This window comes from Flagellimonas taeanensis, assembly GCF_003584105.1.
Lineage (GTDB): Bacteria > Bacteroidota > Bacteroidia > Flavobacteriales > Flavobacteriaceae > Flagellimonas > Flagellimonas taeanensis.
In genome coordinates, this window is sequence record NZ_QXFO01000023.1 from 52,378 (window position 1) to 74,305 (window position 21,928).

Genomic DNA, 21,928 nt, shown 5'->3' on the forward strand with positions numbered 1-21,928 from the left:
CCACGATCATGATCACAACAGGAAACAAAGAATATTTTAAAGGGATAGGAAAAATCCAATATGAGGGAAAATCATCCGATAACCCACTGGCATTCAAGTATTATGATGAAAACAAAGTTGTAGGTGGCAAGACCATGAAGGAGCATTTCAGGTTTGCCATAGCCTATTGGCATACCTTCACCGGTACAGGTGGAGATCCCTTTGGTGCCCCTACCCAAGATTTCCCTTGGCTTTCAAGCACAGACCCCATCCAACAGGCCAAGGACAAAATGGACGCCGCTTTTGAGTTCATGACCAAGATTGGCGCTCCCTACTATTGCTTCCATGATTTTGATCTGATCTCGGAAGGGGCCACCCTTGCCGAATCTGAAAAGCGACTGGACCTCATCACGGATTACGCCCAGGAAAAAATGAGGTCATCGGGGATAAAATTACTCTGGGGAACGGCCAATTGCTTCAGTAATCCCCGATATATGAACGGCGCTGCGACCAACCCCGATTTTGATGTGGTCGCTTTCGCCGGGGCACAGGTGAAAAACGCCTTGGACGCCACCATCAAACTAGGTGGTGAAAACTACGTCTTCTGGGGCGGGCGTGAGGGCTACATGTCCCTGTTGAACACCGATATGGGCCGCGAACTTGACCACATGGCGCGCTTTCTGCACATGGCCAAGGACTACGCTAGGAAGCAGGGCTTCAAAGGCACTTTTTTCATTGAACCCAAACCAATGGAACCTACCAAGCACCAGTATGATTTTGATTCGGCGACCGTGCTCGGCTTCCTAACCAAATATGATCTTTTGGATGATTTCAAACTCAACATCGAGGTGAACCACGCCACCTTGGCCCAACACACTTTTGAGCACGAGCTCCAAGTGGCCGCGGACAACAACCTCTTGGGAAGCATCGATGCCAATAGGGGCGATTATCAAAACGGGTGGGACACCGACCAGTTCCCTGTGGATGTGTATGAACTCACCCAGGCCATGTTGGTAATCCTTCAGGCAGGTGGTTTTCAGGGCGGTGGAATCAATTTCGACGCCAAGATCAGACGAAATTCCACAGACCTGGAAGATATTTTCCATGCCCACATTGGAGGGATGGACGCATTTTCAAGGGCATTGTTGGCCGCAAATGCAATATTGGAAAATTCCAAATATGTCAGCATGAGAAGTGACCGCTACGCCTCTTTTGACTCTGGGAACGGAAAAGCGTTCGAAGAGGGAAAACTCACTTTGGAAGACCTTCATGCACATGCCTCTTCCAACCCAAACATCGAAAAACGGAGCGGGAAGCAAGAGTTGTTTGAAAACATCATCAACCAGTACATATAAACAATAACCGAACAAGCTAAACCCAACAATTATGGAATCAGTTTTAGAAAGACCGGATTGGATCGTTCTCGGCATTTATTTTTTGGCCCTTATCGCAGTGGCGGCATGGGTGGTCCTCCAAAAGAACAAGGACACAGAAGATTACTTTTTGGCGGGAAGGAACGTAGGCTGGTTTGTGATCGGGGCTTCCATCTTTGCGTCGAACATTGGCTCGGAACACGTTGTGGGACTTGCTGGTACTGGATTCGAGTCGGGCACGCCCATGGCACATTATGAACTTCACGCCTGGATCGTACTCTTGCTCGGTTGGTTATTCCTTCCTTTCTATATTAGGAGCGGGGCGTTCACCATGCCAGAGTTCCTTGAAAAAAGGTTTGATAGTCGTTCGCGTTGGTTCCTTTCCATTTTTTCGTTGGTCGCTTATGTATTGACCAAGGTTTCCGTCACTATTTATGCCGGCGGCATTGTGGTCTCGGAACTTTTGGGCATCCCTTTTTGGTATGGTGCCATCGGAGTGGTGGTCTTTACTGGGATCTACACCATCGTCGGTGGAATGAAAGCCGTGATCTACACCGAGACCTTACAGACCGTCATCTTAATTCTGGGTTCATTGACCATCACCTATCTGGGATTACAAGAAGTGGGTGGCTGGGGACAGCTCAGGGAAACGGTGACATCCGTAAGTCCAGATCATTTCAATATGTGGCGCCCTATGAGCGACCCACAGTTCCCATGGACCGGCCTATTAATCGGTGGGACCATAGTGGGAATCTGGTATTGGTGTACCGATCAATATATTGTGCAACGAACCCTTGCTGCCAACAATATTAAAATAGGAAGACGGGGGGCCATTTTTGGTGCCTATCTGAAGCTGATGCCCATCCTGATCTTTTTGATCCCAGGGATCATTGCCTTTGCCCTGACCATCCAAAACCCCGAGGTTTTCAACGTTGATCGTGCCGATAGGGCATTCCCCATGCTGGTAAAGACTCTTCTTCCCGTAGGGTTGAAAGGTTTGGTGGCCGGGGGACTTATGGCGGCCCTAATGAGTTCCTTGGCATCTGTGTTCAACTCCTGTTCTACCATTTTCACGATGGATATCTATAAAAAACTCCGTCCGGAAAAGACCGAACGTGAACTGTTGACCATTGGTAAGGTAGCCACGGGCATCATCGTGGTCCTTGGAATCATCTGGATACCCATTATGGACAAAATAGGTGGCGGGGTCATGTACCAGTATCTGCAAAACGTACAATCTTACATTGCACCTCCGGTAACAGCCGTGTTCTTATTGGGCATTCTTTGGAAACGGGTCAATTCCAAAGCTGCGATTACGACGCTTTTGGCGGGTCTGGTCCTGTTGGTCCTCAGGTTGGGCTCCGAAATTTACTACCAACCTCAAATAGTGGCCGGTGAGGAGGTTTCTGGCTTCCTATTTCAGTTTGCCACGGTGAACTTTGCCCACATGGCCATTTTTATGTTCATCTTTTCGGTGGTACTTTGCGTATCGGTCAGTTTGGCCACGACGCCACCTGACTATGTGACCATCAAAGGGCTTTCCTTTGGCACCTTGTCCGCTGAGGACAAAGCGGCCACCAAGGGAAGTTACAGCAAAGTCGACGTGGTGCTCTCCGTATTGTTGGTGATCATAGTGATTGCAATTCTATCCTATTTCACGGGATAAAATAAATCACCATTCATCGCAGCGATTACGTTGGTTTTGTGGAAAACAACGGAAAACCTTGACAATCCCAGATTAATCAAGGTTTTTTCTTTTATAGTCCATTTGGGTTGCCCTATTCTCTGTTGGCGACACACTCTACATCCACCTCGTGTCATGGTCCAATGAAAATCCCTACATTTATAAAAGTTCAAACAAACCATGAATATCAAACAAATTTTCAAGAACAATCAAAAATGGGTTCAAAGCAAACTGAACATAGACCCCAACTATTTCAAGAACCTATCGGAAGGGCAAAACCCCGATATACTTTACATTGGTTGTTCCGATAGCCGGGTAACTGCCGAAGAAATCATGGGGGTTTCACCGGGTGAGGCTTTTGTACACAGAAACATTGCCAATATGGTACCCAATACGGATCTTAGTGCAATGTCCGTCATTGATTATGCGGTTCTTCATTTAAAAGTGAACCATGTAGTGGTCTGTGGCCATTATTATTGTGGAGGCATTAAGGCGGCAATGCAGTCAAAAGATTTGGGGATCCTAAATCCCTGGCTCAGAAACGTTCGAGACGTATACCGTACCCATAGAGTGGAACTGAACTCCATCGACGACGAAGAGTTAAAGTACAAACGGCTTGTTGAGCTCAATGTCCAGGAGCAATGCATAAATGTCATCAAAACGGCAGAAGTACAGCGAGCCAACAGGGAAAGAGGGATTACAGTTCACGGTTGGGTTTTTGACATACACTCAGGCAAACTGATCGATCTGGAAATCGATTTTGACAGGATTCTGAAAAATGTGATGGAAATCTACCACCTTGATTAGTGAAAGATACAGGCGCTACAACAACCACGCATGGGTAAATAATCCGAATTGTGGTTCAAATAAACAACAACTTTATCGGCATTGAACCTGCTATTTCTTCCCATTAACATACATAGGCAGTTCAAATATTTCAAGTGAGAAGTAAGGCAGGGCCGCTAAAAGGTGGTCAAAGATATCCGCCATTACGTATTCATAGTTTTCCCAACGCTTGTCGGCACTGAAGACATATATTTCCAAAGGGATACCCTGTGGGGTCGGCTCCAACTGGCGAACCATCAGGGTCATTTTCTTGTTGATCGCCGAATGTTTCTCCAAATAATTGGTCACATACTTTCGGAACACGCCGAAATTGGTCAGGTTCCTTCCATTAATCAAAAGTTCCTTGTTGATCCCATTATCCCGATTGTAGGTAGTTATCTGTTCACTCCTTTGGGACAGGTAATCGGCCACTAATTGGATCTTCTTCAACGCTTCCACATCTTCCTGGGTCAAAAACCGGATGCTCTTCTGGCTGATGATCAGCGCCCGCTTGATCCGCCTTCCCCCAGAAACCTGCATGCCCCTCCAGTTCTTGAAGGAATCGGATATCAAGGCATAGGTGGGAATGGTAGTTATGGTCTTGTCAAAATTCTGCACCTTGACAGTCGCCAATGTGATCTCGATCACATCCCCATCGGCCCCATATTTATCGAAAGTGATCCAATCCCCGATGCGTACCATGTCGTTTATGGTGACCTGTATGCTCGCCACAAAACCTAAAATGGAATCCTTGAATATGAGCAGGACCACGGCCGATGCGGCTCCCAATGTGGCGAAAAATTTCCAGATGGAGGTTTCGGTGACAATGACAAAAATGGTGAGCATCCCCACGATCCAGGCAAATATCATGAACACCTGCGTGTAACTGGCGATGGGCTTGTCCTTGAACTTGGGCAAGATCTTCAAATAGTCCTTCGTGCTCTTAAAGAACCTTCGGAACACGGCAAGCGTCTGCAACACGAACAGGATCTTTACAATCTTTAAAGCGATGCCCCCGGCATAATCAAAATCCACAAAAACGACCGGGAGAAACTCGAACAGGAACAGCAAGGGGAATATATGCGCCACGGAACGGGGCACCTTATGGGCCACCAAAAAGTTGTCATAATTGTTCTTGGTTCTCCTTGCCAATCGAATGGATATGGCCCTCAGTACTTTCCACACCACCAAATCCAGAAGAAAAGCCAAGACCAGGACGACCACCAACAAGAGTACAAAATTGAGGTCGGAGGCCAAACCCTCGCTCATCCCCATTTTCAAGAGATAATCATACAACAAACGTCCCAAGTCACTGTCCATAAAATCTAATTTTATAGGATATTATGGGCAAAATTACATTTTAACCCTACCAATTTGAAGCCAATGCCCTATTTTATTTGATACCATGAAAGAAAAAGCCAAGCTCGTTCAACACAAGCTTGGCATACCCATTCCATTTTAAATAAAACTCCTTCAGCACCGATCCTCCACACAATTTAAATTCATAATCCAATAAAAAGGAACAGGCAATTCCAATTCAGTCCAACAATCTGGAAAACAACTTGGACTTTAATTTCCTATAGCTTTTCAAGTGCTCCATATACAGCTCCCGATGCTTTTCATGCTTGTTCAGATAATAGGTGTCACAGGCCATATCATCACACTCCCATGCATTTCGCATGGCATTTTCATAGCGGTACAGCATTCCTGATTTCAAGGTATTCTCCCTTTGAAGTGCCAGTAGTTCTACATGGAGGGCGGAATCGTTCAGAAAACGGTCTTCCAAAGCCAAAAGCATACGAATTTCTTCATCGATATGTTCGAGGCTTTCAGCCCAATGCCCGACCTCCACTTTATCCTTTTTCAACATGATACGGTCATCGGCTTCATGGTCATTGAAAAGTCTTGAAGTCATATTATCATATCTATGTTTATTGGATTTTCCTCCTGCTCCACTTTCAATATGGTGAGTTGTTGCTCACCGGCCGGGAAGTCCCATATCACGGTATCCCCTTCGGCATATCCCATGACGGCCGCCCCCATGGGTGCCAACACGGATATTTTATCGGTGGACACATCGCTGTTCTTGGGCAATACCAATTTGAATTTCTTGTGCCATCCGTTCTTGGCCCCGATGGTTATCCATGTGTTGAACCGAATCACATCACGTGGCATGTCCTCGTGGTCCCTTATTTGGGCATGTTCCAGTTCCCCTGCCAGTTTTCCTATGGATTTTTGCTGTGTTTGGTCACTGTAATAGGCCGATAGGTTCACCAGTCGCTTGAGCAGGACATATTCCCCTTTTTCTATAATGAGGTTTCCGTGTTTCATAACAGCCATTTATGGGAAAATACCTCGTTGTACGTATGCATCCTCAAGCCGTTCTATGGCAATGATGAAAGCAGCGGTACGCTTGTCCACACCTCTCTTTTTGGAGGTTTCCATTACCCTGTTGAACGATTCCCTCAACTTCTTTTCCAGTTTGGTCATCACTTCTTCCAATTGCCAAATCTCCCCGCTTCGGTTCTGCAACCACTCAAAGTAACTTCCTATCACTCCGCCGGAATTGCACAATATATCGGGAAGGATCTCCACACCCCTTTGCAACAATATCTCTTCCGCTTCGACATCGGTCGGACCATTGGCCCCCTCTGCGATGAGCGCTGCCTTGATCTTGGAGGCATTTTCCACTGTGATCTGGTTCCCCAAAGCGGCTGGGACGCAGATGTCACAGTCCAATGCAAAGAATTCCGCATTGTCTACGGATCGAGCCCCGGCAAAACCAAGAATACTGCCTTTATTGGCCTTTGTGTATTCCAAAAGTTTTTCTACCGATATTCCCTGATCGTTGTGGAGGGTTCCATAGGCATCTTGTACCGCAACCAGTACGGCACCTTCATTTTCCAAGAAATGGGCCGTCCAATAGCCTACATTTCCGAATCCCTGTACAATGAACCTCTTGTCCTTCAAACTGATCCCATTGCTTTCCGCCCAAAACTTTATGGTAAGGAAGACACCATAGCCTGTGGCCCTGTCGCGTCCTTCCGAACCTCCTGCACCGATGGGTTTTCCGGTCACCACATGGGTGTTGGTCGATCGCTCAGCCGGGGATTTGGTGGACATGTAGGTATCCAAGATCCAGGCCATGGTCTGTGAGTTGGTGTTTACATCGGGGGCCGGAATGTCCAGTTCAGGACCGATATTATCGCCCAAGGCATAGGTAAACCTTCGGGTAATCCTTTCCAGTTCGGCCTGGGAATATTTGGAAGGGTCCAATTGTATCCCTCCTTTTGCCCCACCGTAGGGAAGCCCGGCCAACGAGGTCTTCCAGGTCATCCACATGGCCAATGCCCTTGCTGCATCTATATCGACCGTTGGGTGATAGCGAAGGCCTCCTTTGTAGGGACCCAGTGCATTGTTGTGTTGGACGCGGTATCCGGTGAATATTTCTACTTCGCCATTATCCATCCGCACAGGAAAGTGTACCAATATCTCATTGTTCGTCACTTCCAATATTTTCCGGATGTTGGAATTAAGGCCGATGATGGCCGCGGCATTGCTGAACTGTCTCATAACGTTGTCCAACATGCCCTGCTTCAACTGTACTTTTTGTTTGGGTGCTTCTGTTACCATAATTGTAGTTTAAAACCAATTGTTGAATTCTTTCTTTGTTTGCACTCCATCACTTTGGGACCTTTCAAACAAAGACTTTTTTTTATGCCCTTCCATATAGTGTATGTATTCACTACACGAACTAATGTTGCTTTTGTCCTTCGTCAATTCACAAAAGGATAAAAACGTACAGGTGGAACATATGCTCCACTTGTATTTTTTTCTGACCTGTTCCATTTTTCTCAACTGCCATCGATTTTCACCGATCAAACTTGATCGGGGATCCATCGATATTTTACCAATCGTCTTTGGGCAAAAGGCATGCCCATAGACGTGCCAAAACCTTTGGAAACGCACAACCAATTGATAATCAGAATCAAAATGATTTCACGTAAAAGAGAAGGAGAATTTAATATGGGGTATTTTTACCCAGTCGGGGCATTATTCCCATGATAGTCCATGTGTAATCAAAACAAATGCCCGCACTGCACTGGGCAGATTGGGCATCAAAAAAATAAAATTGAATGGGCTACTGAGTTCCCAGTGCCTTAAGAATTTTATGGAAGACCTCTGTGTTTTCATACACCCCGTTGAACCTTTCGGCTTGGGGGCCATAGGCAAAAAGGGGCACCATGATTCCCGTATGGTCCACCGTCAAAAAATCGCCCCGCACCACGCCTTCTTGCATGCTTCCGCCCACAATACCAAAACCAGAGGTTTCATGATCGGCCGTTATGACCACCAAGGTATTCTTATGGACATCCGCAAAGCGAAGGGCCTCCGCAATGGCTTGGTCAAAATCCAACATTTCCTGCACAATGTCACGGGTACTATTGGAATGACCGCCGTTGTCTATCTGGGCACCTTCCACCATCAAGAAAAAGGGCGCCTTGTCCTTCCCTAGCACTTCCAAGGCCTTTTTCACACTTTTCGGCAGGGCATCCCCCCTTCCATTTTCCACAGATGGTGCTTTGTTCTCCCCTACATAAATGGCTTTTGGAGTTTTAAATTCCTGAAAAGTTTCGAGCTGTTGTGTGGTAAAGGCTTCTTTGATTTGATTTTCTTCATTCTTGCCCCCTGCCATGAAAAAACCCAATGGGCTTTGGCTCAAATCGGCAACAAGCCCTGGGGTGTCATCCCTTTCAACGCGGTGCGCATAAAAAGAGGAAGGGGTCGCCCCATATATGGCATCTGTGGTAACGATCGCAGTGTTGAAACCCTTCCCGGCGGCCACATCCACTAGATTGGTCAGCGGCTTCGCATCGGGACCAACCCCAATGGCCCTGTTATTGGTTTTTTGACCCGTGGCCATGGCCGTCGCCCCGGCAGCGGAATCGGTGATCAAATCATCGTGGGAAGCTGTTCTCACGAGCCCAATGTTCTCTATTTGCGTCATGGTGAGGTTTCCCCTATTGGCAATCATGGCCGAAGTGATCTGTGCCAATCCGTTGCCATCCCCTATCATCAGGATGATATTTTGGGGGTTGGAATCCGCATCATATCCAAATTTTGGTTGGTACACCTCCTGTGGGCGTTCCAGTTTAAAGGTGTTTTTTTCGAGTTGATCCAAATAGGGTTTGGCCAACGCCGGCTTGTCCGTATTAATGAAATCCACCCCTAAGTTTGCCAAACGGGCCCAAGCGGTCTTGGTGTCGGGCGTGGCCCAGAAGCGGAAAGGTTTTCCTGTTGCTTTTGCCTTCTGTATGGCAGCCTGTACCGCTTCCTGCTCCGAAGCCACCATTCTTCCATATCCGTTCCACACCGAAAATTGCTTGAAACTCACACTGATCAATGCTACTTTATCCAGATCGATCTTGCCCAACTCGTCCAAGTTCTGATGATCGAACCAGATAAAATCCGGGTAGTTTTTATATGCATCAGGTTGTGGCCGATTCCCTGAAATCACGAACTTCACTTTGCCGCCGTCCAATAAAAAGGGGTAGCTTTTCAAGACCTCAACAAGTTTGTCCAAAGTACCGTATGCCTCGGACTTGAGATCGATGAGCAATTGCACCTCCCTCAATTCGTTGGACTTTTGTAGGCCGTTGAGCTTATCCAAGTATAATTTTTCAAAAGTTCTTCCGTGCTCTATCTCCTTCTCGGCATGGGTCACGTAGAGAGTGTCGTTTTGAAGGAACAGATCGGCCTCAATGGATTCGGCCCCATTGCTATAGGCATACCAAAAGGGCAGTTCCTGTTCATAATCGTTATGGGAATGGACTTTGTAGTTGGTCTGGGCGCTGACTACCACATGGGCATACAAAAGCCCGATGATGAGCATTGAGGTTTGTACTGTTCCTTTCATTTTATTTCTTTTTTTGATCTATTGCTTGGCGTATTTTATGATAAATCTCGTTGTTTTCATAAATACCCTGAAAGTTTTCGGCCCCATGACCAGCGGCAAAAACAGGAATCAGCTCGCCACTGTGCTGATCGGTATTGAAATTTACCGATACCTTTTCAGGAACTTCCTGCTTGTTTCCCGTGCTTTCATCCACCTCATAGTACTTGCCAATGCTGGCCCCTCCCGTTTCATGGTCGGCGGTGACCACCAACAAGGTATTGGGATGCTTTTCGACATAATCCAATACGGTTCCCAAGGTCTTGTCAAAGTCCAGCACTTCGGAAACCATCATCCCGGCATCCTCGGCATGTCCGCCCCAATCAATATAGGAACCTTCCACCATCAAGAAAAATGGTTTTCCGTTTTGCCCAAAATAATCGAGGGCCAAAGCAGTGGCGTCACCCAAGAACTCTCCTCTTCCCTCTGTTTTTGAGGGAACACCCTCCTCGGCAAGAAGGTAAGCATTCCTTTTCCCTAATTCGGTCTTGGAAAGCTCCAAGGTGTCCAAGTGATAATTTTCATCCTCCAAGACCTTAAAAAGGTCTTTACCATCTGCTCTTTTATTGAAGAACTTTTTTCCACCACCTGCAAGGAAATCCACTTTGGCCGTGGCCAATTGCAAAGCGATTTCCTCGTGCATGTCCCGATCTTTTACGTGGGCATAAAAACTGGCCGGTGTGGCATGGGTGATGGTGGTGAGGCTGATAAGTCCCGTTTGGTAGCCCTGCTTTTGAAGTTGCTCCATTATGGTTTCTTGGGGAATGGTGTCGACCGAGACGCCTATGGCCCTTTTGTAAGTTTTTTGGCCAATGGCAAAGGCGGTTGCGCCCGCTGCCGAGTCGGTAATCCTATGGCTTTTGTCGGACGTCTTGTGCAACCCTATATGCTTGAAGCGTGAAAAATTGGGTGTATCGCTGCCAAAATAATAGGCAGTGGATACTTGGGGAACGCCCATCCCATCCCCTATCATCAAAATGATGCTCAAGGGTTCCCCGGTGGTAGTTTCTGGATTCTTTTCTTCTTTCGTACTTGTGGTACAGCTTGCGGTCCCCATCAATAGGGCCATGGCTATATATTTCCAATGTGTGTTCATATTTCTTTGTTGTTTAAAAAAAATGCGGCAAGCGGAAAATTCCTCCTGCCGCATATACTATATAGTATTGGCAAATCAATATCCTTCGTTCTGTTCCAAATAACCTGGCACATTTGATGCACCGTCTATGGCTTTCTGCGGAATGGGGAAGAGCCTATGATGCACATCGGTATCCGTTTTTTCTGTCCATGTGTCCTCGTAGTGCCCGAAACGAATCTGGTCGCTACGCCTAAAGCCTTCCCAATACAATTCAAAACCTCGCTCGCGGAAAAGAATGTCCAAATCAATGGCTCCCAAAGCTTCGGGAGTTTGGTCTGGACGGGCCGTCCTTGATGTCCTTACAAAGTTCACATCGGCCAAGGCACCTGCATTGTCCCCTTTTCTCAACTTGGCCTCCGCGCGCATCAAATAGATCTCGGCCAAGCGCATCAGCACAAGATCCACACTGCTGTAATTGTTCCCATTGGGAGAAGTACGGCTAAACTGGTACTTGGAAACCCTGTACCCATTTCGGTGCAATCTTCCTTCGTTGGTGAAATCCACCTGCAGGGTATGGTTCACATAATCCACGTTCTTGTCCGGGCCATTTCCTTTGGTCTGGATCACGGGATAGATACGGAAACCTCCATCACAGGTCATAAAGTTTCCGCTTTCGTCCTTTCTAGGCCCCCAAATGACTCCTCTGATGATCCCCCTATTGATTTCAAAATCCTCTGCGGACATACAATAGTAGTGGTCCTCGTCATTTTCAGGGGTTACTCCCGTCAAGTCTTGCAATTCGGCTGGAATAATCTGGTTTTCCAGAAAAAAACGGGCATCGGCCTCTGCTGGGTCTTCACCTCCGTAGGCATCGACCCATGTTTGGTAAAAGTCAGAGGTGATGGCCGGACCATCGGTACCATCTGCACTTGGGTGCTCTGGCCTTGGAAACCAGGAACCTGCCAAAGACCAATAGGCCCATCGGCTATGCTCGTTGTTCATGACACCGCGCTGGTCTGCCCCAAAAATCAATTCGGGGTTGGAGTTGTTGTCATCATTGAAAAGGTCAAAATATTCTGGGGATAAGGAGAATGCCCCTGAATTGATGATGTTGTTCGTGTACTCGATCACCCTGTCCATTTCCTCTGTTGAAAAATTAGGGGTTCCGTAGGGATCGCGATACACCGCTGCATTGAGGTTCAACCGTGCCAAAAAGCCCCAAACCGCTGCCTGGGTTATCCTGCCTGGTCCTCTGCTCGTATTGATGACATCCACTACCGATAGGAATTCACTTTCGATATAATCAATGGCCTCCTCACCCCGCAGGATCTCGGAGAGTTCGCTGGATACTTCTTTTTTGAAGACAAGGCCCCAACTGTCCAACATCAACATGTTCATATAGGCCCTCAATGCAATCATTTCATACAGTGCCCCTTCTGCTTCGGCATCACCAGCTTCTGCCAATGGTCTCAATACCTCAATGGCCGACAACGCCCTGGAGATGTTCCTAGTGACCTCGTTCCATGAACTTCCCACCAAATCGTTTCCTGGGGCAATGGTGTGTGAATGGGTCTCTAGAAATCTTCCACCATCATACCAGTCGGTTCCTCCTCGGTAGGGCAAAATGGCCTCATCGGCAGCAATCAGTTGCAGTCCATAATAATTGGTGTGTCTCCACACCCATGCCACTTGTCCATAGGCAGGGGCTATGGCACCGCTCACGGCTTCGGCCTGTCCACTTCCTTCCAGGGATTCGTCAATCACGTCTTCTTCCAAATCGGTGCAGCTAAAATTTGCCAACAGTCCAATACCGAAAAGTGCTATTATGATTTTATTTTTCATTTTGTGAATCTTTTTTAGATTAGAATGATACGTTTAAGCCAAATACAATGGTCCTTGTCTTGGGATAGTTGAAGTAATCGATCCCAAAGGTCTGGATGCCATCGATGGTCAGGTTGGAATTGATCTCTGGATCATATCCGCTGTAATCTGTGATCACGAACAAGTTCTGTCCGGTGACGGACAAACGGATACCATTGACCAAACCATCCAGCCCTATGTATGCAGGATCCAAACTATACCCCAAAGTGGCATTGTTCAAGCGAAGGAAATCCCCATCCTCCAAATAGCGGGTAGATACGGTATTTGAGTTGGTGATGTCCTCATTGGGAAACTGGGTAGCCAGTGAAGTGGTGTTGAAATTAGAGGCCAACAGTCCTTTGGTGAACTGGCTCATAGCGGTGTGATTGTATACCTTGTTGCCCGAAACCCCGTTGAAGTTCATGCCCAGATCAAAACTCTTGTAGCGGAAATTGAGGTAGAAGGCATAGATCAGATCGGGCAGGGCCGATCCCACTACACTTCTTTCATCAGAGTAAACACTCAATCCATCTTCTCCAATACCCAAAAATTCAAGCATGTAGAAAGACCCGATGGGTTCCCCGTTGATATTGCCATTGATGGTTGCCCCTGTCTGGCCCGCTCCTTGGGCAGCACCGGTGGTCAACACTTTATATGGGGAATTGGCCACTTCGTTTTTAGTGTAGGCCAGATTTCCACCGATGTTATAGGAAAAGTCCTTGTCATAATCACTGTGGTAATCCAAGGAGAACTCGATACCGTTGTTCTTGATCTCCATGTCGGGGATATTGGTCCAATATTTTGCCGTAGGCTGAATGGGGTCGGCCGGAGTCACTTCCAAAAGGATGTTCTCGGACACTTTGTTGAAATAATCAACCGTACCGGACAAACGATTGTTGAACAAGCCAAAATCCAAACCTATGTTGGTCTGTTGGGAAACTTCCCACTGGATATCGGGGTTGGCCAAACGGGTAAAAATGGTGCCGTAAGGATAATCTTCGATGGAGCTTTCGTCCCCATTGATAGGATAGGAGTCGTTGTTGTCCTTGCTATCGGTATAGCTGAGCTTGGTGATCTTGGATGGAATTTCCTGGTTCCCTGTCTTACCCCAACTGGCCCTTAGCTTCAAATTGTTGATGGCCGTATTGGAGCTCAGGAAGTCTTCGTTCATGATGTTCCAACCCAATGCCACAGAAGGAAAGTAGCCATATTTGTTGTTGCCCCCAAACTTGGAGGAACCATCTGCCCTCATCGTCGCGGTCAATAGGTATTTGTTGTCAAACCCATAATTGATCCTTCCGAAGAAGGATTGGAGTTCGTTCTCGGTGGCGAAAGTGTTCATATAGGTCTGGTTGCTCTCTCCACTGATCTGGTCCTGGTATTTGGGATCTATACCATTGTTCGAAAAGCCTTCCAGTTCAAACTCCCTTTGGTGCACATAGGTATCCTGATAGGTGTGTCCGGCCAAAAAGGTAAGGTGGTGCCTATCGGTGCTAAAATCATAGGTAAGGGTATTCTCGATAAGGCTGTTCCTATTGGTGGTAAAAGTACTGGTGAGAGTTCCCAAGAGGTAGCCTTCCAATTGGGAGAAGGGCATGAACTGCACATCGCGATTGGTGGTGGAATAATCCACGCCCAAGTTCAATTTATATGTCAATCCCTTGATGATTTCAATGGAGGGGGACAGGTTGGCCAATATTCTGTGATTCAATGCATCGTCACTATATATTTGCTCACGGACCAGCGGATTGAGCCTATTGTCCAACACACTGGGCTCCCCGTTCACATATAGCGGCAAGGTTGGGTTCATCTGCAGCATGTCGCCCACTATGGACCTCGCGTCGGCCCTTTGGTTCTCTGTCCTACTGGCCGTCATATTGAATTCTACTTTAAAGCGATCATTGAATGCTTTTTGGGTCAAGTTCAAGCGACCTGAATAGCGCTTCAGATCATTAGATCTTAAAATACCTTGTTGATCGTTCACTCCCAAGGAGGCATGATAGCTAAACTTATCGCTGGCCCCACTCATGGAAAAGTTCACATTCTTGGAAAAGCCGGTACGGGTCAGGGCATCCTGCCAATCGGTGTTCGCACCTCCATCTTCCAGATTGCCGCCTGCGGCCACAACTTCTCTTCGGAACTCATCTGCAGTGAATATGTCCACTTTGTTTGCCAAGCTGGAAAAGCCGGTCGAAACGCTCAGGTCCATCCGAGTCCTTCCTACCTTGCCTTTTTTGGTGGTGATGACGATGACCCCATTTGCTGCCCTGGAACCATAAATGGCAGCTGCAGAGGCATCCTTCAACACGTCAATGCTCTCAATGTCCTGCGAGTTGATGAAGTTCAATGGATTAGTGGGCACTCCCGTGCTGGAATTGTCCAATGCAAAACCATCAATTACGTACAGGGGGGTTGTGCCGGAACGCATACTGCCCACACCTCGGATGATGACATCCTGCTCAGCCCCAGGCTCTCCGCTCACATTGGAAATATTGACACCGGCCACTTTTCCCTGAAGCAATTGCCCAGGGTTCATCACGATCCCTTTGTTGAAGTCCTCGCTATCCACAGAGGCAATGGAGCCGGTAACGTCTGTCTTTCTCTGGGTACCATACCCAACCACGACCACTGCTTCCAAAAGGGTGGCGTCCGCCTCCAGTTGGACATTGATGGAACTACGTCCACCCACAGATACTTCTTGCGACTTGTACCCCAAATAGGAAATTTGAAGAACGGCGTTGCTTTCCACATCAATGGAAAAATTACCATCAAAATCAGTGATAGTACCATTTCCTGTTCCTTTTTCCAATACGGAAGCTCCTGCCAAAGGCACACCGTTTTCATCCGTGACCTGGCCCGTTACCGTTATGAAGGCGACCTCGACCACCACTGCAGGGGCCTGTGGCTTCACATCTATGGAAATGGTATGGTTGATCCTCCTAAAAGTGAGATCGGCATCTTTCGCCATCAATTCCAAAATGGAACGGAGCGATACATTCCGATAGTCAATATCGTAGGTATTGTGCAATCTTCCCACCTTCCTGTCATACACAAACTTGAAGCTGGTCTGTTCCTCTATCTGTTTCAGGACCTCTACCACCGTGGCATCGGTCACGGTCAGGTCCACTTTGTAGTTTTCCAGTTTCTGTCCCCGGGCATCAGCGGCCAGTACTGGATTCAGCAATGCCAAGATCATGAGGTAGCAAAATGTGTGGAATGTCAACTTGATTAATTGTTTAATAGTTAGTGAATTCATAATTTCACATCATGTTTAAATGGTTATAATTAGTTGTAATCATCGGACTGACAGCCTATATCCGCTCGCCAAAGTGTTATGGGCTGTTTTTTTGTCTGGTCGTTCTATGTCATAGGCTTGTGTATTGGTTCAGTTTAGTCGGTACATTTTCCTTTTATCAAGATTTTATCGTTCTCCAGAAATTCATATCGCAACCCTTTTTTTGCATAGGCAATGCTTTCCATAACCGCTGGTAGCATTTCATTTTTATAGGTGGCGGTGACATGGCAATTTCTGAGGTTTTCATTTTCAAAGACGAAGGTGACACCATACCATCTTTCAAGGGATTCGGTCACTTGGGCCAGGCTGGTGTCCTCAAAATGTATGATGCCATCCTTCCAGTTCAAGAAAGTGGCGATGTCCGTCATTTTTTTGGAAATGGTCTTGGTCTTTTTGTCAAAAATGCCCTGTTCGTTGGGACCAAGGTGAATCTCGTTCTCGTGGGATGCCACTTTTACTTTTCCGCTGGCCACGGTCACGGCAATTTGTTGGCTATCTGGGTAAGTATTGATGTTGAACGAGGTACCCAACACGGTGGTGAGCACTTCGCCCGATCTGATGACAAAAGGTTTGTCGGGATTTTTGGCGACATCGAAAAAGGCTTCCCCTTCCAACACCACTTCCCGAACATCCCCTTCAAACCTGTCCGGATAGGTTATGGTACTGCCCGAATTCAATCGAATCTGGGTGCCGTCGGCCAAGGTGAGGTTCAGTTTCTGCCCCCATTCCGTGGTTTTTGTCATTTCCACAATGGGCTCGACCTTTTCCTCAACTTTTGTATAGATATGTACAGAATAGGCAACACCGGCCATCAAGGCAATCGATGCAGCGACCCTGGCCCACTTTGGAAGGGAAATCCTTTTTCTTGGTCTTGATATGTTTTGGGACAGTTGCCTTTCAATCTGTTTTCTGTGTCTTTCATCTTTAAAAACATCTTTATGGTTTTTGGACAAAAGTCTTCCATCAAACCTTTCAAGAAGGGATTCCTCCTTTTTGGTGATCGTACCATTGAGGTATTTTTCCATCAATCCCTTGATCTTTTTTTCTGTCATTGTGTGTCCATTTCACATATAAGTACCATAGACACACTATCACGCACACACATTCATGGGGTTTTAATGTTTATTTAAACTTCCAAGGGTCCTGTTAACCTTTAGGAAAAAAGAGGGAGATTTAAAAAAACAATGCCTTAACAGTGGAGAGTTCTTTGCGAAGCCTGCGGAGGGCAAATGATATTTGGTTTTCCACGGAGCGTTGGGATATGTTCAATCTTTCGGCAATCTCTCTGTTGTTGACATGGTTCACACGGCTCAGGATGAAAACTTCCTGACATCTTTTGGGCAAGCTGGAAATGGTTTCATCGATACGTTTGGACAGATCGGCCAGATCGGCTTCCATTTCCACTTCCGAATCGATATAGACGGAATGGGCCACCTCTATTTGGATCTTGTTGAATTTCATGTCCCTGAGGGCATTGTAACATTTGTAGCGGATAGCCTTGAAAAGATATGATTTGATATTTTGGACTTCAATGGTTTCCCTCCGCTGCCAATAATCGATCCAAACTTCCTGTACCAAATCCTTGGCGGTGGAATCGTTCATGACCAAAGATGATGCATAAATGTACATGGGCTCCCAAAGTATCCCAAATAGAGAGTTGAATGCGTTCCTATCGGATTGGTTGATCATCTTGGCTAGCTTTTCCGGAGTGGCCTTATCGTTGGAGTACTTTTTATTGGATACAAATTTCATAAAAATAGAAGAGGGCAGAGATTATGATATTGTAAACTTTACTTGGATTTTGCGTAACCCAATCAATATACTAAATATAAGTCGCATTTCAAACTTCCATCCCATGCACCTTGACATGCGGCCCTGCTTTTTTAGTATTGCACAAATAGCCAGAAAAACAGGATCTGCATTGTACCCATTTGTACAAAACGATTATATTTGCAAACCAAAATTTCAACCGCCCACGTGGTGAAATTGGTAGACACGCCATCTTGAGGGGGTGGTGTTCGTAAGGACGTGCTGGTTCGAATCCAGTCGTGGGCACAATAGAAAACCGCAAGAGATTGCGGTTTTTTCTTTTCTGGACCTTTACTGCTGAAAGATTCCCGATCTCTTTTCAAGAATACTGTACTTTTAAAGGAAGATTCCAAAATTTATGATAAAATAATAGGTTGGCATCGTTTTAATCGTAAATTTGTTTAACGTTTACTTTAAAAGTATGAACAACGTAAAAAACTCCTTTAGTATTCGGGATATGGAAAACCTTTCTGGTATAAAGGCCCATACCATACGTATTTGGGAAAAGAGGTACAATCTTTTCGATCCGGAAAGGACCGATACCAACATCAGGACCTATAGCCTTGCCAGTCTACAAAAACTTCTGAACGTTACCCTACTCTACAATAACGGCTACAAAATATCCAAGATCGCCAAACTGGAAGATTCCAAAATTCCTGCCCTGGTCAAGGAAATTGTGGCCAAGAACAGCGAAAAAAGCCACGCGCTCAACTCTCTCAAACTGGCGATGCTCAACTTTGACCAGTCCCTTTTCCTGAAGACATACAATAATCTGATGGAAGGTAGGACCTTTACCGACATCTTCAATAAGGTATTCATTCCCCTACTGAACGAATTGGGACTTTTATGGCAGACCAACACCATCAGTCCGGCACATGAACATTTCATTTCCAATCTGATAAAACAAAAAATCTACATCCACACCGAGCAGCTCCAGATCGAGGAGCCCACAAAAAAGGACAAAGTGTATGTGCTTTTTTTGCCCGAAAATGAGATCCATGAAATAGGCTTGTTGTACATCAACTATCAGATTGCATTGCGTGGCTACAAGACCATTTATCTGGGCCAGACCATGCCCATTGAAAACTTGGTGGACCTGCTTAAGTATTACAACAATATCCGTTTTATATCGTATTTCACTGTAGCTCCCACCCAGCATGACTTGAACGATTACCTGAATAGGTTCAATGAGGTTTTGGAAATGTCTCCTGGCTCCAAGTTATACGTTTTGGGCCATCAGATACAGCATATCAATAAAGAGGGGCTTCCCAATACCATGAAACTTTTCAGCTCCATCGAACACTTTGTAGAATCATTAGGGACCACATGAGAAAAGCCATTGTCATAGGTTCCGGTTTTTCTTCCTTGTCCGCTTCCTGCTATTTGGCCAAGGCTGGATTTGAAGTGGAGGTATTTGAAAAAAATGATACGGTCGGGGGCAGGGCCAGACAGTTGGTCAAAGATGGCTTTACTTTTGACATCGGCCCCAGTTGGTATTGGATGCCCGATATTTTTGACAAGTTCTTTGCTGATTTTGGAAAAACCACTGCGGACTACTACCAGTTGGACAAATTGAACCCAGCCTACAAGATTTTTTTTGAGGATGATACCCTCACCATTGGGGACTGCATGGAAACCATTTGCGAGGAATTTGAGCGTATAGAACCCGGTAGTAGTGGTCCCTTAAGACAGTTTATCGGGCAGGCCCAGGAAAATTATGACATAGCCATCAACAAGGTGGTGCTCCGACCCGGCCTCTCCCCCTTGGAACTGGTCACCAAGGAAACGGTCCTGCGGGTAGACCAGTTTTTCAAGACCATTAGCCAAGAGGTCCGGAAGAGGTTCAAAAACCAAAAGCTGATTTCCACTTTGGAGTTTCCCGTCCTTTTTTTGGGCGCTAAACCGAGTAATACTCCCTCTTTTTACAATTTTATGAACTTTGCCGATTTTGGTCTGGGCACATGGCACCCCAAAGGGGGCATGTACGAAATCATCAAGGCCATGAAGAATTTGGCCGAAGAACTGGGGGTGAAGATCCACACCAGTAGTCCCGCCACCCATATTTTGGTGTCCGATGCGGAAATCATCGGGATCCGCAGCCAAGGAAACAACCATCTAGCGGATTATGTGGTCAGCGGTGCGGACTATCATCATTCCGAGACCTTGTTGGACAAAAAATACAGACAATACTCCGAAGAATATTGGGCAAAAAAGACCTATGCACCTTCCTCTCTGTTGTTCTATATCGGTTTCAACCAAAGGTTGAAGAACATAGAGCACCACAATCTTTTCTTTGATACTGATTTTGAGAGGCATGCCCAGGAAATCTATGATGACCCCCAATGGCCCAGCAATCCCTTGTTCTATGCCAATTTCCCATCCGTTACGGATGCTTCGATGGCACCCGAAGGCCATGAGACCGGATTTTTTTTGGTTCCGATCGCTCCCGGACTGGAGGATACGCCTGAGTTGAGGGAACAATATTTTGATATTGTGATGGACCGTTTTGAACGGTTGACCCATCAACAGATAAAAAATACCATTATCTTTAAGCAGAGCTTCTGTATAAACGATTTTGTGGAGCAGTACAATTCCTATAAAGGAAATGCATACGGTCTGGCCAACACATTGAAACAGACCGCATTTTTACGACCTAACCTCAAAAGTAGCAAGGTAAGGAACCTGTTCTTTACCGGTCAGCTGACCGTACCGGGACCCGGGGTGCCACCATCCCTGATCTCTGGAAAGTTGGTAGCCAATTTAATCACTAAAGATGTAAAAAAATGAAAACTATTTTTGATGATGTCTCGTACCAGTGCAGCAAAATTGTGACGCGATCCTACAGCACTTCCTTTGCACTTGCCACCAAAATGTTGGCACCTTCCATCCGTTCGGACATCTATAATATTTATGGTTTTGTGCGATTTGCGGATGAAATTGTGGATACTTTCCACGACTATGACAAGGAAAAGCTTTTCCATGCCTTTGAAAAGGATATGGAAGAAGCCCTCCAGAACAGGATCAGCCTCAACCCCATCCTCAACTCCTTCCAGCATACCTATCACAAATATGATATACCCCATCACTTGGTGGAGTCCTTCATGGAGAGCATGCGTATGGACCTTACCAAAAAAACATACGAGACTTTTGACGAATATCGAAAATACATCTACGGTTCTGCCGATGTCGTGGGCCTCATGTGTCTCTGTGTCTTCGTGAACGGGGACAAGGAAAAGTATAAGGAACTCAAGGAATCGGCCATGGCCTTGGGCTCTGCTTTTCAAAAAGTGAACTTTCTGCGGGACCTCAAAGCCGACTATGAAGACCTGAACCGCACCTATTTCCCCAACACCAACTTATTGGAACTGGATGAACAGTCCAAAAAACGCATCGTGAACGAGATCAAAGCGGATTTTGCCTTAGGCTATTCAGGAATCACAAAATTACCGGAACAAGCCAAATTTGGTGTTTATACGGCTTATAGGTACTACAAGAAACTGCTCCAAAAACTACAGGGCACTCCCCCACTGGAAATCAAGAATTCACGTATCCGCGTTCCCAACTATCAAAAATTTGGACTGTTGGCGCACTCTTATCTTAACTACAAACTACAAATGGTACAATGAAGATAGCGCTCTGGATACTCATTTTTTTGGGAACCTTCAGTTTTATGGAGTTTATGGCGTGGTTCACCCATAAATATGTGATGCATGGCTTTTTATGGAGCTTGCATAAAGACCACCACAAAAAGGACCACGATTCATGGTTCGAGCGCAACGATGCCTTTTTTCTCTTCTATGCAGCAGTGAGCATGACCTTGTTCTACTTGGGCAGTACCACTTCGTTCTGGTATGGATGGCCATTGGGATTTGGCATCTTGGCCTATGGTATCGCTTATTTCATGGTGCACGATATCTTTATCCACCAACGGTTCAAATTCCTCAGGAATGCCAATAATTGGTACGCGAGGGGGGTGAGAAGGGCACACAAGATGCACCACAAGCACTTGGGCAAGGAAGATGGGGAATGTTTTGGGATGCTGGTGGTCCCCTTCAAATACTTTAAGAAGCAATAG

At 46.3% G+C, this 21,928-nt stretch carries 17 protein-coding genes and 1 tRNA gene; 8 read left to right on the forward strand and 10 right to left on the reverse strand.

Annotation, left to right across the window (positions count from 1 at the left end):
- The first annotated feature begins 8 nt into the window (after positions 1–8).
- The 3 genes from xylA to D2V93_RS11685 all read left to right on the forward strand — a co-directional run bounded on the left by xylA (position 9) and on the right by D2V93_RS11685 (position 3,843).
- Complete coding sequence (xylA, locus tag D2V93_RS11675; protein WP_119619625.1) at positions 9–1,334, forward strand: xylose isomerase; 1,326 nt, start codon at positions 9–11, stop codon at positions 1,332–1,334.
- 31 nt (positions 1,335–1,365) lie between these two features.
- Positions 1,366–3,018 (forward strand): sodium:solute symporter, encoded by a 1,653-nt coding sequence (locus D2V93_RS11680; RefSeq protein WP_072879863.1) that lies wholly within the window; start codon positions 1,366–1,368, stop codon positions 3,016–3,018.
- Between the two features lie 198 nt (positions 3,019–3,216).
- Positions 3,217–3,843 carry a carbonic anhydrase gene (locus D2V93_RS11685; protein WP_119619626.1) on the forward strand — a complete coding sequence of 209 codons (627 nt, stop codon included), beginning with the start codon at positions 3,217–3,219 and terminating at the stop codon, positions 3,841–3,843.
- Positions 3,844–3,933: 90 nt separating this feature from the next.
- Here the strand turns inward: D2V93_RS11685 and D2V93_RS11690 are convergent, their stop codons facing one another.
- The 10 genes from D2V93_RS11690 to D2V93_RS11740 all read right to left on the reverse strand — a co-directional run bounded on the left by D2V93_RS11690 (position 3,934) and on the right by D2V93_RS11740 (position 17,796).
- Positions 3,934–5,181 carry a mechanosensitive ion channel family protein gene (locus tag D2V93_RS11690; RefSeq protein WP_119619627.1) on the reverse strand — a complete coding sequence of 416 codons (1,248 nt, stop codon included), beginning with the start codon at positions 5,179–5,181 and terminating at the stop codon, positions 3,934–3,936.
- 217 nt (positions 5,182–5,398) lie between these two features.
- A complete protein-coding gene (locus D2V93_RS11695; protein WP_119619628.1) occupies positions 5,399–5,776 on the reverse strand; it encodes a hypothetical protein in 378 nt (125 codons plus the stop codon).
- Positions 5,773–6,192, reverse strand: coding sequence for a GreA/GreB family elongation factor (locus D2V93_RS11700; RefSeq protein WP_072879948.1), 420 nt, complete (start codon positions 6,190–6,192; stop codon positions 5,773–5,775). The genes D2V93_RS11695 and D2V93_RS11700 overlap by 4 nt, the downstream gene beginning before the upstream one ends.
- Positions 6,193–6,201: 9 nt before the next feature.
- Positions 6,202–7,494: a Glu/Leu/Phe/Val family dehydrogenase gene (locus D2V93_RS11705; RefSeq protein ID WP_072879744.1), complete on the reverse strand. Its 1,293-nt coding sequence runs from the start codon at positions 7,492–7,494 to the stop codon at positions 6,202–6,204.
- Positions 7,495–8,002: 508 nt separating this feature from the next.
- Positions 8,003–9,778 (reverse strand): alkaline phosphatase, encoded by a 1,776-nt coding sequence (locus D2V93_RS11715; RefSeq protein WP_119619629.1) that lies wholly within the window; start codon positions 9,776–9,778, stop codon positions 8,003–8,005.
- Position 9,779: 1 nt separating this feature from the next.
- Entirely contained in the window at positions 9,780–10,910 is a 1,131-nt protein-coding gene (locus D2V93_RS11720; RefSeq protein ID WP_245978215.1) for an alkaline phosphatase, read from the reverse strand.
- Positions 10,911–10,985: 75 nt separating this feature from the next.
- Positions 10,986–12,731, reverse strand: a complete 1,746-nt coding sequence (locus D2V93_RS11725) for a RagB/SusD family nutrient uptake outer membrane protein (protein ID WP_119619630.1) — start codon at positions 12,729–12,731, stop codon at positions 10,986–10,988.
- 19 nt (positions 12,732–12,750) lie between these two features.
- A complete protein-coding gene (locus tag D2V93_RS11730; RefSeq protein WP_245978217.1) occupies positions 12,751–15,945 on the reverse strand; it encodes a SusC/RagA family TonB-linked outer membrane protein in 3,195 nt (1,064 codons plus the stop codon).
- 194 nt (positions 15,946–16,139) lie between these two features.
- Positions 16,140–17,096, reverse strand: coding sequence for a FecR family protein (locus D2V93_RS11735; protein ID WP_119619632.1), 957 nt, complete (start codon positions 17,094–17,096; stop codon positions 16,140–16,142).
- A gap of 121 nt (positions 17,097–17,217) precedes the next feature.
- Entirely contained in the window at positions 17,218–17,796 is a 579-nt protein-coding gene (locus D2V93_RS11740; protein WP_119619633.1) for an RNA polymerase sigma-70 factor, read from the reverse strand.
- Positions 17,797–18,015: 219 nt separating this feature from the next.
- Here D2V93_RS11740 and D2V93_RS11745 point away from each other — a divergent pair.
- The 5 genes from D2V93_RS11745 to D2V93_RS11765 all read left to right on the forward strand — a co-directional run bounded on the left by D2V93_RS11745 (position 18,016) and on the right by D2V93_RS11765 (position 21,928).
- Positions 18,016–18,099 (forward strand) — tRNA-Leu (locus D2V93_RS11745).
- Positions 18,100–18,274: 175 nt separating this feature from the next.
- Positions 18,275–19,183 carry a MerR family transcriptional regulator gene (locus D2V93_RS11750; RefSeq protein ID WP_119619634.1) on the forward strand — a complete coding sequence of 303 codons (909 nt, stop codon included), beginning with the start codon at positions 18,275–18,277 and terminating at the stop codon, positions 19,181–19,183.
- Positions 19,180–20,640: a phytoene desaturase family protein gene (locus D2V93_RS11755; RefSeq protein ID WP_119619635.1), complete on the forward strand. Its 1,461-nt coding sequence runs from the start codon at positions 19,180–19,182 to the stop codon at positions 20,638–20,640. Before D2V93_RS11750 ends, D2V93_RS11755 begins: the two co-directional genes overlap by 4 nt.
- Positions 20,637–21,479, forward strand: a complete 843-nt coding sequence (locus D2V93_RS11760; protein ID WP_119619636.1) for a phytoene/squalene synthase family protein — start codon at positions 20,637–20,639, stop codon at positions 21,477–21,479. The genes D2V93_RS11755 and D2V93_RS11760 overlap by 4 nt, the downstream gene beginning before the upstream one ends.
- Entirely contained in the window at positions 21,476–21,928 is a 453-nt protein-coding gene (locus D2V93_RS11765; protein WP_072879728.1) for a sterol desaturase family protein, read from the forward strand. The genes D2V93_RS11760 and D2V93_RS11765 overlap by 4 nt, the downstream gene beginning before the upstream one ends.

What these genes read in the sequence shown, in the direction of transcription:
- xylA (WP_119619625.1), top strand. Translation starts at nt 9, where the DNA reads ATGATCACAACAGGAAACAAAGAATATTTTAAAGGGATAGGAAAAATC.
- D2V93_RS11725 (WP_119619630.1), bottom strand. Translation starts at nt 12,731, where the DNA reads ATGAAAAATAAAATCATAATAGCACTTTTCGGTATTGGACTGTTGGCA.
- D2V93_RS11740 (WP_119619633.1), bottom strand. Translation starts at nt 17,796, where the DNA reads ATGAAATTTGTATCCAATAAAAAGTACTCCAACGATAAGGCCACTCCG.
- D2V93_RS11750 (WP_119619634.1), top strand. Translation starts at nt 18,275, where the DNA reads ATGAACAACGTAAAAAACTCCTTTAGTATTCGGGATATGGAAAACCTT.
- D2V93_RS11720 (WP_245978215.1), bottom strand. Translation starts at nt 10,910, where the DNA reads ATGAACACACATTGGAAATATATAGCCATGGCCCTATTGATGGGGACC.
- D2V93_RS11685 (WP_119619626.1), top strand. Translation starts at nt 3,217, where the DNA reads ATGAATATCAAACAAATTTTCAAGAACAATCAAAAATGGGTTCAAAGC.
- D2V93_RS11715 (WP_119619629.1), bottom strand. Translation starts at nt 9,778, where the DNA reads ATGAAAGGAACAGTACAAACCTCAATGCTCATCATCGGGCTTTTGTAT.
- D2V93_RS11690 (WP_119619627.1), bottom strand. Translation starts at nt 5,181, where the DNA reads ATGGACAGTGACTTGGGACGTTTGTTGTATGATTATCTCTTGAAAATG.
- D2V93_RS11735 (WP_119619632.1), bottom strand. Translation starts at nt 17,096, where the DNA reads ATGACAGAAAAAAAGATCAAGGGATTGATGGAAAAATACCTCAATGGT.
- D2V93_RS11705 (WP_072879744.1), bottom strand. Translation starts at nt 7,494, where the DNA reads ATGGTAACAGAAGCACCCAAACAAAAAGTACAGTTGAAGCAGGGCATG.
- D2V93_RS11730 (WP_245978217.1), bottom strand. Translation starts at nt 15,945, where the DNA reads ATGATCTTGGCATTGCTGAATCCAGTACTGGCCGCTGATGCCCGGGGA.
- D2V93_RS11765 (WP_072879728.1), top strand. Translation starts at nt 21,476, where the DNA reads ATGAAGATAGCGCTCTGGATACTCATTTTTTTGGGAACCTTCAGTTTT.
- D2V93_RS11755 (WP_119619635.1), top strand. Translation starts at nt 19,180, where the DNA reads ATGAGAAAAGCCATTGTCATAGGTTCCGGTTTTTCTTCCTTGTCCGCT.
- D2V93_RS11680 (WP_072879863.1), top strand. Translation starts at nt 1,366, where the DNA reads ATGGAATCAGTTTTAGAAAGACCGGATTGGATCGTTCTCGGCATTTAT.
- D2V93_RS11695 (WP_119619628.1), bottom strand. Translation starts at nt 5,776, where the DNA reads ATGACTTCAAGACTTTTCAATGACCATGAAGCCGATGACCGTATCATG.
- D2V93_RS11760 (WP_119619636.1), top strand. Translation starts at nt 20,637, where the DNA reads ATGAAAACTATTTTTGATGATGTCTCGTACCAGTGCAGCAAAATTGTG.
- D2V93_RS11700 (WP_072879948.1), bottom strand. Translation starts at nt 6,192, where the DNA reads ATGAAACACGGAAACCTCATTATAGAAAAAGGGGAATATGTCCTGCTC.